11 protein-coding genes are annotated in these 12542 nt (G+C 65.8%); 6 read left to right on the forward strand and 5 right to left on the reverse strand.

The window, feature by feature from the left end; translation table 11 throughout:
• Positions 1-45: 45 nt before the first annotated feature.
• Positions 46-1371: a 30S ribosomal protein S12 methylthiotransferase RimO gene (rimO, locus tag ACOJTD_RS11470; protein WP_420133038.1), complete on the forward strand. Its 1326-nt coding sequence runs from the start codon at positions 46-48 to the stop codon at positions 1369-1371.
• 187 nt (positions 1372-1558) lie between these two features.
• On the opposite strand, the gene ACOJTD_RS11475 is transcribed toward rimO, so the two are convergent.
• From ACOJTD_RS11475 to pcsA, 3 genes are all read right to left on the reverse strand, one after another.
• Positions 1559-2533, reverse strand: coding sequence for a quinone oxidoreductase family protein (locus ACOJTD_RS11475; RefSeq protein WP_420133039.1), 975 nt, complete (start codon positions 2531-2533; stop codon positions 1559-1561).
• 94 nt (positions 2534-2627) lie between these two features.
• A complete protein-coding gene (locus ACOJTD_RS11480) occupies positions 2628-3350 on the reverse strand; it encodes a TerC family protein (RefSeq protein WP_420133040.1) in 723 nt (240 codons plus the stop codon).
• Positions 3347-4078 carry a phosphatidylcholine synthase gene (gene pcsA / locus ACOJTD_RS11485; RefSeq protein WP_420133041.1) on the reverse strand — a complete coding sequence of 244 codons (732 nt, stop codon included), beginning with the start codon at positions 4076-4078 and terminating at the stop codon, positions 3347-3349. Before pcsA ends, ACOJTD_RS11480 begins: the two co-directional genes overlap by 4 nt.
• 131 nt (positions 4079-4209) lie before the next feature.
• Between pcsA and ACOJTD_RS11490 the strand changes: the two genes are divergently transcribed.
• Positions 4210-5406, forward strand: coding sequence for a UbiH/UbiF family hydroxylase (locus ACOJTD_RS11490; RefSeq protein WP_420133042.1), 1197 nt, complete (start codon positions 4210-4212; stop codon positions 5404-5406).
• Positions 5407-5423: 17 nt separating this feature from the next.
• Here the strand turns inward: ACOJTD_RS11490 and ACOJTD_RS11495 are convergent, their stop codons facing one another.
• The gene (locus tag ACOJTD_RS11495; protein WP_420133043.1) at positions 5424-6377 is read right to left on the reverse strand and encodes an AEC family transporter; all 954 of its coding nucleotides are present in this window, start codon (positions 6375-6377) and stop codon (positions 5424-5426) included.
• 218 nt (positions 6378-6595) lie between these two features.
• Between ACOJTD_RS11495 and hspQ the strand changes: the two genes are divergently transcribed.
• Positions 6596-6928, forward strand: a complete 333-nt coding sequence (hspQ, locus tag ACOJTD_RS11500) for a heat shock protein HspQ (RefSeq protein WP_054162989.1) — start codon at positions 6596-6598, stop codon at positions 6926-6928.
• A 108-nt stretch (positions 6929-7036) separates the two neighbouring features.
• Here the strand turns inward: hspQ and ACOJTD_RS11505 are convergent, their stop codons facing one another.
• Positions 7037-7825 (reverse strand): invasion associated locus B family protein, encoded by a 789-nt coding sequence (locus ACOJTD_RS11505; RefSeq protein ID WP_420133044.1) that lies wholly within the window; start codon positions 7823-7825, stop codon positions 7037-7039.
• A gap of 285 nt (positions 7826-8110) precedes the next feature.
• Between ACOJTD_RS11505 and ACOJTD_RS11510 the strand changes: the two genes are divergently transcribed.
• From ACOJTD_RS11510 to ACOJTD_RS11520, 3 genes are all read left to right on the forward strand, one after another.
• Positions 8111-9913, forward strand: a complete 1803-nt coding sequence (locus ACOJTD_RS11510) for an extracellular solute-binding protein (RefSeq protein ID WP_420133049.1) — start codon at positions 8111-8113, stop codon at positions 9911-9913.
• 18 nt (positions 9914-9931) lie between these two features.
• The gene (locus ACOJTD_RS11515) at positions 9932-11458 is read left to right on the forward strand and encodes an AMP-binding protein (protein ID WP_420133045.1); all 1527 of its coding nucleotides are present in this window, start codon (positions 9932-9934) and stop codon (positions 11456-11458) included.
• A 61-nt stretch (positions 11459-11519) separates the two neighbouring features.
• Positions 11520-12542, forward strand: a 1023-nt coding sequence (locus ACOJTD_RS11520; protein WP_420133046.1) for a GGDEF domain-containing protein, incomplete at its 3' end; no start/stop codon positions are given.

Consider the following 12542-nt stretch of genomic DNA (forward strand, 5'->3'; position numbering starts at 1 on the left):
CGAACCGGTTTAGCTCGGGGCCTTCAATCAGGCAGTTTTGGACCGATGCAGCAGGCCGCCGCGCCGAAAATCAGTTTTGTCTCGCTGGGATGCCCCAAAGCGCTGGTGGATTCCGAACGGATCATCACCCGGTTGCGCGCCGAGGGCTACGAACTGGCGCGCCAGCACGACGGCGCCGACCTCGTGATCGTCAACACCTGCGGCTTCCTCGACAGCGCCAAACAGGAGTCGCTCGCGGCGATCGGCGAAGCGATGGCGGCCAACGGCAAGGTGATCGTCACCGGCTGTATGGGCGCCGAGCCGGAACAGATCGAACAGGCTTACCCGGGAGTCCTGTCGATCACCGGGCCGCAGCAATATGAGAGCGTGCTCGATGCGGTGCATCGCGCCAAGCCGGCGCTGCACAATCCGCATCTCGATCTGGTGCCGGAACAAGGCATCCGGCTGACGCCACGGCACTACGCGTATTTGAAGATCTCGGAAGGCTGCAACAACCGCTGCAGCTTCTGCATCATTCCGAAGCTGCGCGGCGACCTCGCCTCGCGCTCGGCTGCCGACGTGCTACGCGAAGCCGAGAAGCTGGTCGCGGCCGGCGTCAAGGAACTGCTGGTGATCTCGCAGGACACCTCGGCCTATGGCGTCGATCTGAAATACGCCGAGAGCGCCTGGAAGGACCGCAGCGTCCGCGCCAAGTTCATCGACCTCGCGCGTGAACTCGGCGAGCTCGGCGCCTGGGTGCGGCTACACTACGTCTATCCCTATCCGCATGTCGACGAAGTGATCGGCCTGATGGCCGAAGGCAAGGTGCTCCCCTATCTCGACATCCCGTTTCAGCACGCCAGCCCCGATGTGCTGAAGCTGATGAAGCGTCCGGCCGCGCAGGACAAGACGCTCGACCGCATCAAGCGCTGGCGCGCCGAATGCCCGGAGCTGGCGCTGCGCTCGACCTTCATCGTCGGCTTCCCCGGCGAGACCGAGCGCGATTTCGAATTTCTGCTGGATTGGCTCGACGAAGCCGAGATCGATCGTCTCGGCGCGTTCAAATACGAGCCGGTCGCCGGGGCGCCGTCGAATGCGATCGAGGGCCAGGTTAGCGACGAGGTCAAGCAGGAGCGCTGGAACCGGCTGATGGCGCGGCAGCAGGCGATCTCCGCACGGCGGCTGAAGCGCAAGGTCGGCACCCGTCAGCAGGTGATCATCGACGACGTCGGCCCCACCGTCGCCAAGGGCCGCTCCAAGGCCGACGCGCCCGAAATCGACGGCAGCGTTTATTTGTCGAGCCGCCGCCCGCTCCGCGTCGGCGAAATCGTCACCGCCAAGATCGACCGCGCCGACGCGTACGATCTGCACGGGACAGTGGCGGGGTTCTGAGAGCCAGCTAATAACGCACGTGCCCCGGATGCAGTGCAGCGCGCCGCCCTTGCGGCGTGGTGCACTGCTGATCCGGGGCCCCGGTGATCTAGGGCTGCGCTGAGTTGGAGCAGCGAGGAACCGGGGTCCCGGATCGGCGGCGCAGCGCGAAAGCGCTGCACCTTGTCCGGGACACGAGTTTGAATGCTTATGGCTTCAAGATCGACGCGCCCGTGGTGACTCGCCCTTCCAGATCGATATGCGCTTTCGCCGCATCCTTCAGTGCATAAGCGTGGTTGATCGGGACGTGGAGTTTGCCTTCGATCACCGCCGAGAACAGCGTGTCGGCGCCTTCGATCAGTTCCTTGCGGGTGCCAATGTAATCGTTGAGCTTCGGCCGGGTGGCGAACAGCGAGCCGTGGGCGTTGAGCTCGGCGAGCGAGAACGGCGGCACCGGGCCTGAGGCATTACCGAACGACACAAACAGCCCGCGCGGCTTGATGCATTTCAGCGAGCCCGGGAACGTGGTCTTGCCGACGCCGTCGTATACCACGTCGCACAGTTCGTTGCGGCTGATCTGCTTGACCCGCGCGACGAAGTCTTCCTCGTTGTAGAGGATGACGTGATCGCAACCATTGGCCAACGCCAGATCGGCCTTGGCCTTGGAGCCGACCGTGCCGATGACATGAGCGCCGAGCGCGCGCGCCCACTGGCAGGCCAGCAGACCGATGCCGCCGGCTGCGGCGTGGATCAGCACGCGATGGCCTGGCTCAACCTTGAAGGTCTTGTGCAGCAGGTACCAAACCGTCAGCCCCTTGAGCATCAGCACGGCGCCCTGCTCGTAGGTGATGTGGTCCGGCAGCTTCACCAGCTTGGCGGCTTCGATATTGCGCTCGGTCGCGTAGCCGCCGAGGTTGGAGTAGTAGGCGACCCGATCGCCGGGATGGAAATTGGTCACGTGCGGACCGACCGAAACCACCTCACCCGCCGCCTCGTTACCGGCGACGAACGGCATCTGCGGCGCCTTGTAGAGGCCGGTCCGGTAGTACACGTCGATGTAGTTGAGACCTACGGCGTGCTGGCGGATGCGGACTTCGCCGTCTCCCGGCGGCGGCAGCTCGACAGCCTCGTAGACCAGGGCTTCCGGGCCGCCAACCTGATGCACCCGCACCGCTTTCGTCATTCTCGTTCCCTCGGGAGTTTATGCGTCAGGAAACCGAATGCCATCCGCGCGGCGTTGTCAACCGACCGCCGCCCGGATGGCTCGCTGCGCTGCGTCAGCGCGCCTTGGCGCGGTTGCGCTTGGCCAGCACGTTGAACAGCTCAACCGCTGCCGAGAAGAGAATCGCGAAGTAGATGTAGCCGCGCGGAATATGAAACTGGAAGCCATCCGCGACCAGCGCCACACCGATCAGCACCAGGAAAGCGAGCGCCAACATCTTGGTGGTCGGGTGCTCGGAGACGAATCGCGCCACCGGGCCGGACGAGACGTACATCACCGCCATCGCGATCAGCACCGCTGCGACCATGATCTCGATGTGCTCGGCCATGCCGATCGCGGTCAGGATCGAGTCGACCGAAAACACCAGATCGATGACCACGATCTGCACGATCACCCAGAAGAACGCCTTCTGGACGTTCGAGGTCTTGTGCTCGACTTCGCGGAATTCGACTTCCGAGTGGATCTCGTGCGTTGCCTTGGCGATCAGAAACAGACCGCCGATGATCAGGATAATGTCGCGCCAGGAGAACGCCTGGTCGGCGATGGTGAAAACCGGCGCCGTCAAGCCCGTGAGCCAGACCAGCAGGCTGAGCAGGATCAGTCGGAAGATGAGCGCCAGCGCCAGGCCGATCTGGCGGGCACGGGTCGCTTGCGGCTCGGGTATCCGTGACACCAGCACGGACAGAAAGATGATGTTATCGATGCCGAGCACGATTTCGAGCGCGGTCAGCGTCAGCAGTGCAGCCCAGGCTTCCGGGCTGTAGATCAGGTCGATCATCGTCTCGCTCGTTGGATCAGGCGGATGGCGGCGTCGGCTGCGACTATATAGATCGCTATCGTACAAAGCGTGATAGTCACCGGGGCCGGCACGGCGAAGTGTCGCACGAGCACGTAAGCCGACAACACGCTCCAGACCGCCATCAGCGTCAGGTTGAATCCGCGCAGCCGTGCTACCCGAACCGGATGCAGCACATGCACGGGAACGAACGTCAGGACAATCAGGGCGGCGATGGCGAGGCTTCCGACGACGGCGGGCGGGTGAAGCAAGAACAAGTAGAATGCCGCTGCGTTCCATAGCGCCGGGAAGCCGCGGAAGTGATTGTCGGCCGTCTTCATCCGCCGGTCGGCAAAGTAGAGAGCCGAACTGACCACGATGCCGACGCCCAACACCGGTGCCGCGATCGGCAACAGCAATCCACTGGCGGCGATCGCATAGGCCGGTACGAACACGTAGGTCAGGAAGTCGACGACGAGGTCGAGCACGTCGCCCGACCAGTCCGGCTGCAGCCGGCCGACATCGAGACGGCGCGCCAGCGGGCCGTCGATGCCGTCGACCAGCAGCGCGAGACCGAGCCAGCCGAACATCGCCGCCCAATGCTCGCGGACCGCCTCGAGCATGGCCAACAGCGCAATGCCCGCCCCGGCGGCAGTCAGCAGGTGCACGGCGAACGCGGCCAGGCGACGGGAGCGCGAAGCCGGCGGCGGCGTCTGGTCCAGCGGGGTCATCGACGTCCGGCATATCAGGTCCGGCGCAGTCTTGCATATCCGGCGGCCGGCACCGGCGCGCCGAATTGCGGCAGCGTTAATGTTCCGATGCGGACTTGAAATCGCGACCGCGACTGACGATTGTCTCTGCCATGACCCAGACCCTGCTCGAACCCAACAGCTACGACGTCATCGTGGTCGGCGGCGGCCCCGCCGGCCTGGCAGCCGCAATCGCCGTTGCCGGCACCGGCGCGCTTACCGCTCTTGTCGCCCGCAAGGTGCCCTACGCGGACAACCGCACCACGGCGCTGCTCGGCGATTCGATCGACCTGCTGGAGAAGCTGGGCGTCTGGGCTCGCTGCGCCAGCGACGCCGCCGCGTTGCGGACGATGCGGCTGGTCGACGCCACGGACCGGCTGATCCGCGCCCCGGAGGTGCGGTTCGCATCCAGTGAAATCGGAATGGACGCGTTCGGTTACAACATCGAGAACCGCAAGCTGATGGTCGCGCTCGAAGCCTGCGCGGCCGAAGTCGGCAATCTCGACCGTTTCGACGACGAGGCCGAGTCGGTGACGCCGGGCGATGAAGCCGCGCTCGTGCGCACCCGGCAGGGCCCGACCTTGTCGGGCCGGCTGGTGGTGGGCGCCGACGGCCGCCAATCGCAGTGCCGCCAAGCCGCGGGCATCACGGTGAGCAGCCGGGCGCTGAAGCAGTCCGCCCTCACCTTCAACATCACCACATCGCGGCCGCATAACGAGGTCTCGACCGAATTCCACACCGCCGAGGGACCGTGCGTGTTCGTGCCGCTGCCTGGGCGGCGCATGAGCATCGTCTGGGTCGCGTCGCCGAAGGAAGCGCAGCGTCTGAGCGAGCTGAGCGACGAGGAGCTCTCGGCCGCCGCCGAGAAACAATCGCATTCGATCTACGGCAAGGTCAGCGTTGCGCCGGGCCGTAACCTATTTCCGCTCGCGATCGAAAAGCCCAGCGCTTACGGCCGCAATCGTATCGTCCTGGTGGGCGAAGCCGCGCATGTGGTGCCGCCGATCGGCGCGCAGGGGCTCAACATGGGCCTGCGTGACGCCGGCGACATCGCCGAGATCGTCGAAGACGCGATGGCGCGTGATCAGGATCCTGGCAGCGACGCGGTCATTGCGCGGTTCGGGCGCGCCCGCAGCGCCGACGTTGCAAGCCGCACCTTCGCGATCGACATGGCCAACCGCACGCTGCTCAGCGATCTGCTGCCGGCGCAGGCCATGCGCGCCGCCGGGATGCAGCTCCTCAGCTCGGTGGGACCGCTGCGCCGGATCGCAATGCGCGAAGGTCTGTCGCCATTCTGGCGCTCGCTCTGATCTGACGAATCCGATCGCTACAGCAGCGGCATGTGGCCGGTCTTGATCAGCCACATCACCGTCGTCAGCGTGATCACCGACACGAAGGTGCCGATCAGCACTGCGACCGACGCGGGCTCGACCCAGGTGTTGTACTGACGCGCGATCACGAACACGTTCAGCGCCGGCGGCAACGACGCCATCAGCACGGCAGTGCCGGCCCACTCCGGGGTGAACGGCCCGAAGGCCAGCATCAGGCCGAGCGCGATCACCGGATGCAGCAGAAGCTTCACGCCGATCAGCGACGGGATCTCCCACGGCACGCGCCCAAAGGGGCGGAGCGCGACGGTGACGCCGAGGGTGAACAGCGCCACCGGCGCCGCGGCGTTCTGAAGAAACTGCAGCGTATTGTCGACCGCCACCGGCAGATGCAGGTGCAGCGCGGCGGCGGCAGCGCCGAGATAGGCCGCCACGATCAGCGGATGCAGCACGATCTCGCGGACGACGTGCAGGATGGTCGGCAGCAGCGGCCGCCGCTGTCCCGCCGTCAGCGCCATCGCCACCGGCACGATCGAGAACAGGAAGATGCTGTCGAAGCAGAAAATCAGCGCCACCGGCACTGCGGCCTTGGGACCTAGCACCGCCAGCGCCAGCCCCGGCCCCATATAGCCGATATTGCCGTACCCGCCGGCGAGGCTCGCCATAGTGGCCTCGCGGATCGTCAGCCCGCCGATCATCCGGCCGATCGCGCCCGACAGGAAGAACGCAATGGCCGTCCCCAGAGTCGTCGCCAGGACGAACGGCAGATTGTTGAGTTCCTCGAACGGCGTCTTCGACATGATCCGGAAGAACAGCGCGGGCAGCGAAACGTAGAGCAGGAAAAAGTTCATCCAGGCGAGGCCGTTTTCCGGCAGCCGCTTCAGCCGGCCGCAGGCGAAGCCGACGAAGATCAGCCCGAAATACGGAAGCGCCAGGTTGAGAATATCGATCATGTGGTGGAGGTCACGCTCGGAGGGGCATGACCGGTAACAGGGAATTGGCCGCCCAGCCACGGGAACGTGACATGGCTGGCCGGCGAACCGGCCGAATGCCGAAAAGCCTTGCGCCGGTGGCAAGAAAACGCGCGAAAACAACAATCTAGGACGCCAGTTTAAAGATCGTCCGAACCGAGGCCCTAGCATCGGCCGCAATCCTGGTTTATGCGACTCTGATGATCAAGACGAGAACCGCCAAATTTCAGATCGGGCAGATCGTTCGCCACCGGATCTTTTCGTTCCGCGGCGTGGTGTTCGACATCGATCCGGAGTTCAACAACACCGAAGAGTGGTGGCTGTCGATCCCGGAAGAGGTCCGGCCGCACAAGGACCAGCCGTTTTACCACTTGCTCGCCGAGAACGCCGAGTCGGAATACGTCGCCTATGTGTCGGAGCAGAACCTGCTGCCCGATGACTCGGGCGAACCGATCCGGCATTCGCAGGTCGCGGAAATCTTCGTCAAGGACAAGGCCGGCGGCTATCGCCCGCGCAACTCGTCGCTGAATTAGTTCAGGCGGATAGCACCCGGGCCGCAGGTCGGTCTTTTCCGAACTCGATGTTCAAAACGACAAAGGGCGCCCGTTTGGGCGCCCTTCTCGTTTGCGGATGTCGCTGTGTTACTTGGCGGCCGGATTGGTGCCGGCCGGGGCCTGCGCCTCGAGCTTCTTGCGCTGCTCTTCGGCCCGCTTCTGCAGCTCTTCCTGCAGCTTCTTCTGGGTTTCTTCGAACTGCTTCGGGTCGGTCGGCGGGCCGTCATAGGCCTTGGCGAATTCGGCCAGCGGCAGCGGCAGCGTCAGCGGAGCGCCGTTGGAATTGATCGCCTGAACCACCAGGTTCTGGCCCTTCTTCATATTGGCGATCATCTCCGGCGTGGCTTCATAGTCCGACATGCAGCCGTTCGCGAAGCAGATCACATAGGGGCTCTGCTGCGGCGGGTTGTTGTCGACGATGATGCGGGTGCCGTGGACGAGCTGCATACCGAGCGGGAGCGTCACGCGGAGAATCTTCTTCGGCTCGCCTTCCGGCTCGATGATGACCGCGGCGATCACGGGCTGACCGGACTCGATGCGGCCGTCCTTACCGGTGAAGCAAACCTGCTTGGCGTTTGCATCCTGCCCCTTCAGGCAGAACTTGGTCCACGGCGCGTAGATCAGCTGGACCTGCTGCTGTTCTTGCGGCTGCGCGGCGCCAGCGGCGGGCGCCGGGGCAGCTGGAGCGCCCTTCGCCGGCGCCTTGGGAGCGGCGGCCTTCGGCGCCGGGGCAGCCTTGGGAGCCGCGGGCTGCTGCTGCGGGGCTTGGGCTTGCGCTGCGGTAGCGACGGCCAATACGGACACCGCCGTCGCCGTCAGCAGGCCAAATGCCCGCCCGCGCGGCCCGGCCGACGCGACCAAGTTGCAAGACTTCATTGCGGAAAACCCTTTCTGAAACGGTCGCGCACCCCACAGCGACGCGGGAGCCGGCATCTGGCCGTTGGGCCGGTGTCTCGAAGCCAATTGAGGCAGTTACGTGACGAGCCGGTCAGGCGCCGTCGCGCGTCCGCTTTCAATACATCGGCATACGAAAAGATCAATGGCGACAATCATCCGCGGCCCGTTCGATCACTCCCTTGTGGTAAATCCCCAAGGGTGAAAAGCGCCGAATCACATGAACGATTCGCGACCGGCACGCGCCGTCTTGGAGCCGTGTTGACGATGTTGATCGCACTCGGCCTGACATCAGCGATCGGTCGCGTCGCCGCGGCCGAGACCAGCAGCGTGACGACGCCATCGCACGCCCTGGCGATGCATGGCGAACCTGCCCTGCCCGCGAACTTCACTGCGATGCCTTACGCCAATCCGGATGCGCCGAAAGGCGGTCGCCTTGTCGAGGGCGTGCTCGGCACGTTCGACAGCCTCAATCCGTTCATCGTCCGCGGGCTCGCGGTGCAACGGGTCCGCGGCTACGTGGTCGAGAGCCTGATGGCGCGCGGCAATGACGAGCCGTTCACGCTGTACGGCCTGCTTGCGCAGTCGGTGGAAACCGATGATGCGCGAAGTTACGTCACGTTCCGCATCAATCCGCGGGCGAAATTCTCCGACGGCCAACCGGTACTGGCTGAGGACGTGCTGTTCTCCTGGCAATTGCTGCGCGACAAGGGCCGCCCCAATCACCGCCTGTACTACGCCAAGGTGGCCCGCGCCGCAGCGATCGACGACCGCACCGTTCGATTCGATTTCAGCGATGCGCAGGATCGCGAACTGCCGCTGATCCTCGGCCTGATGCCGATCTTCCCGAAGCACGCCGTCAATCCGGACACCTTCGAGGAAACCTCACTAACGCCGCCGATCGGCTCGGGGCCGTACCGAGTGAGCACCGTCAAGGCGGGCAGCAGCGTGACGCTGACGCGCAATCCGGACTATTGGGGGCGCGATCTGGCGATCAATCGCGGCCTGTGGAACTTCGATGAAGTTCGTGTCGAGTATTTCCGTGAGGCGAACTCACAATTCGAGGCGTTCAAGCGCGGGATCTATGATTACCGGGTCGAGACCGAGCCGCTGCGCTGGCACGACGGCTACGGCTTTCCGGCGGCCCGCAGCGGCGACGTGATCCGCGACACGCTGAAGCCCGGCACGCCGCAGCCGACCGAAGTGCTGGTGTTCAACACGCGGCGGCCGGTGTTTGCGGATATCCGCGTCCGCGAAGCGCTGCTTCAAATGTTCGACTTCGCCTGGATCAACCATAATTACTTCTTCGACCTGTACACACGCAGCGGCAGTTACTTCGCCGGCTCCGAACTGTCCGCTTATGGCCGTGCGGCCGGGCCCGACGAACTCCGCCTGCTGCAGCCCTATCTGACGCGGCTGCGTCACGATTTCATCGACGGCAGCTATCGCCTGCCCGTCAGCGACGCCTCGGGCCGCGACAGGACAGCCTTGCGACGTGCGCTCGCTCTGCTGTCGGACGCCGGCTATCAGCTCGACGGCACGGTGATGCGCCGGCGCGCGACGCACCAGCCGCTCAGTTTCGAAATCCTCGTCACCACCCGCGAACAGGAGCGCATCGCGCTGGCCTTCGCACGCGACGTCAAGCGCATCGGCGTCACCGCCACTGTCCGCGTCGTCGACGCGGTGCAATTCGATCAGCGCCGCATCTCGTTCGATTTCGACATGATCCCGAACCGCTGGGATCAGTCGCTGTCGCCGGGCAATGAGCAGTCCTTCTACTGGGGCTCCGAGGCCGCCGACATCCAGGGCACCCGCAACTACATGGGCGTGAAGGATCCGGCGATCGACGCGATGATCGCCCAGATGATCGCCGCGCGGCGCCGGCCGGACTTCGTCGCGGCAGTCCGCGCACTCGACCGTGTACTGACCTCGGGCTTCTACGTGATCCCGCTGTACAACATCCAGGAGCAATGGATCGCGCGGTGGAATCGTATAGAACGGCCACAAGCAACCGCGCTGACCGGCTATCTTCCCGAAACCTGGTGGGCCCGGCCATCGATGCCACGGTGACGCAGCAAAGGTGATCAAGTGACCCAGCCCAACGCTTCGCCGACCCTCGACGGTTTGTTCCGCCGCATCCTCGCGCGCCAGCCCGATGCCATCGCGCTGATCGATCCGGCTGATAAGCAGCGCATCACCGGCCAGCCGCCCGCCCGTCTCACCTACGCGCAGGCCGACAGGGCGATCTCGGCGCTCGCCGCTCACTTCATCGCCGCCGGCCTGCCGCAGAACGCGGTGATCGCGCTGCAGCTTCCGAACACGATCGAATTCCCGCTCACCATCCTGGCGGCGCACCGCGCCGGCCTGGTGGTGGCGCTGCTGCCGCAGCTCTGGCGGCAGGCCGACGTTACTACCGCGCTGAACCGGACCGGCGCGCGTGCGATCGTGTCGTCGCGCTGGATCGACGGCGTCAGCCACGCCGATGTGGCGATGAACGCCGCCGCCGAAGCGTTCTCGATCCGCTATGTCGGCGGCTACGGCGACGACCTGCCCGAGGGCATGGCGTCGCTCGACGTCGCGATGACCGAGGAGGTCGAGGCTGATTTCGATCCGGGCGTGCAGGATGCCCGCCGCGCCGCGATCATCTCGTTCGACACCACGCCGGACGGCGTCCGCGCGATCCCGCGCACCCATCTGCACATGATCGCGGGCGGCCTCGCGGTGTTCCTCGAGAGCCGAGTGCCGCAGGGTGCGATGCTGATGTCGGCGCAGACGCTGTCGTCGTTCGCCGGGCTGGCATCGTCGATGGTGGTCTGGCTGCTCAGCGGCGGCACGCTGGCGCTGCATCACCCGTTCGACGAGGCGCTGCTCGAATCCGAAATCCGCGAGCTCGGCTGCGACACGCTGGTCGCACCGGCGCCGCTGGCGCTGCGGCTGGGCGAGGCCGGCCTCCCGGCCCGCGCACCGACGCTGCGCAGCGTGATCGGCATGTGGCGCGCGCCCGAACAGGTCGCCGCCAGCGCTGCCTGGACCGGCGTACCGGCCGGCTTCACCGACATCTACCTGTTCGGCGAAGCCGGATTGTTCGGCGCCCGCCGCGGCGCCGACGGCGCAGCTGTCCCGATCCTGCCCGGACCCCACACTGCGCCGCGCAATCAGCCCGGCGGCACCTCCGCCGGCGAAGTCCTGATCTCTCCGAAGGGGACGCTCGGCCTGCGCGGTCCAATGGTCACACTCGCCGCATATGCCCCCCTCCCCCCCCCAAGCGGCGGCGTGCGACCGGCCGCTGCAGCGGACTTCGTTGACACCGGCTTCGCCGCCCGGCTTGACCGGACGACCGGGGCGATCTGTATCACCGCGCCGCCGTCCGGCGTGATGGCGGTGGGCGGCTATCGGTTCCTGGCGCAGGACCTACAGGAATGGGCCAAGCGGCTCGGCCAGGGCGCGCTCCTAACGGCATTGCCAGATCGCTGGAGCGGATATCGGCTCGCCGGCCGCGCCCAGGACAACGCCAGAGCTCGCGAGGCACTTTCGGAGCTCGGACTAAACCCTCTGATGGTCGAGGCCTTTCGCGATAGCCCATCGCGGGTCGAAGAGTCTGCTGGGTCGCATTGACCCCCTATTAAGGCACCCAGACTAGGGTCGGCTCCATGCAGCGGAGAACCGGCTCTCGTCGATGTCGTATCACGCGCCTATTTTGATTATCGCCGACGACGCCTCGTCGGACCTGGCGGCTCGGATCGTGTCGGCGCTCACCGAGGCGCGCCTCTTGCCTGCGGAGACCGTCGGCTGGCACGAGGCTAGCGAGGCCGTCGCCAGCCTGCAGCCGTCCGCCGTGGTCGCCATCCAAGGAACTGACGAGGCGCTCGAAGCGCTGGCGCAGCAGATCACCTTGATCGAGCCCTATGTGCCGCTGGTCGCGCTCGGCCCCCAACGCGGGACGCCGGCCAACGTCATCGGCTTTCCGGGCGACGATCTCGAGCGCCTCCCTGCCCGGTTGCGCGCGGCCCTGCGTGTTCGCACCTTGCATGCGACTACACTGCGACGGCTGAGCGATGACGGGGGCACCGAGCAGCCGCCGCAACATGATCCGTTACAGGACGCGACGGTGCTGCTGATCGGCCGTGGCGCCGCCTACCCGGCGCTGTCGGTCGCGCTCGGCGAGCGCGTCGGCGTCGTCGGCGCGCTGTCGATCGAAGCAGCCGCCAAACACCTCAACGCGCGCGAACTCGACGGCATCATTCTAGCCGAGGGCTTCAGCCCACGGGTCGTCGATGCTTTCCTGACAGTGCTGTTCGAGGACACGCGCTTTCGCAACCTCCCGATCGTCGTCACCGCTCCGCCGCCGGAGCGGCCGGTCGAACTGCCCAATTGCGATTTCATTCAGGGCGATCCGGCCCAAGTTGTCGCAGCGGCGCTGCCGCTGGTTCGCCAGCACGCATTCGAAGCTCAGCTTAGCCGCGTCCTCCGCGCGCTGGATGCCGGCGGACTGATCGATACCCGCAGCGGCTTGCTAACGCCCACGGCATTCGAACGCGATTTCGCCACGGCGGTGTATCACGCCCAGTCGCGCGGCGACGGTCTCTCGGTCGCGAAATTCGTGCTGAACCGCGCCGATCCGCGCGCGCAGTTCGACACAGCGCGCATCGTCAGCCGGCTGATGCGGAAGATGGATTTCGGCACGCTACAGGCCGACGGC

This window comes from Rhodopseudomonas sp., assembly GCF_048594845.1.
Taxonomy (GTDB): domain Bacteria; phylum Pseudomonadota; class Alphaproteobacteria; order Rhizobiales; family Xanthobacteraceae; genus Rhodopseudomonas.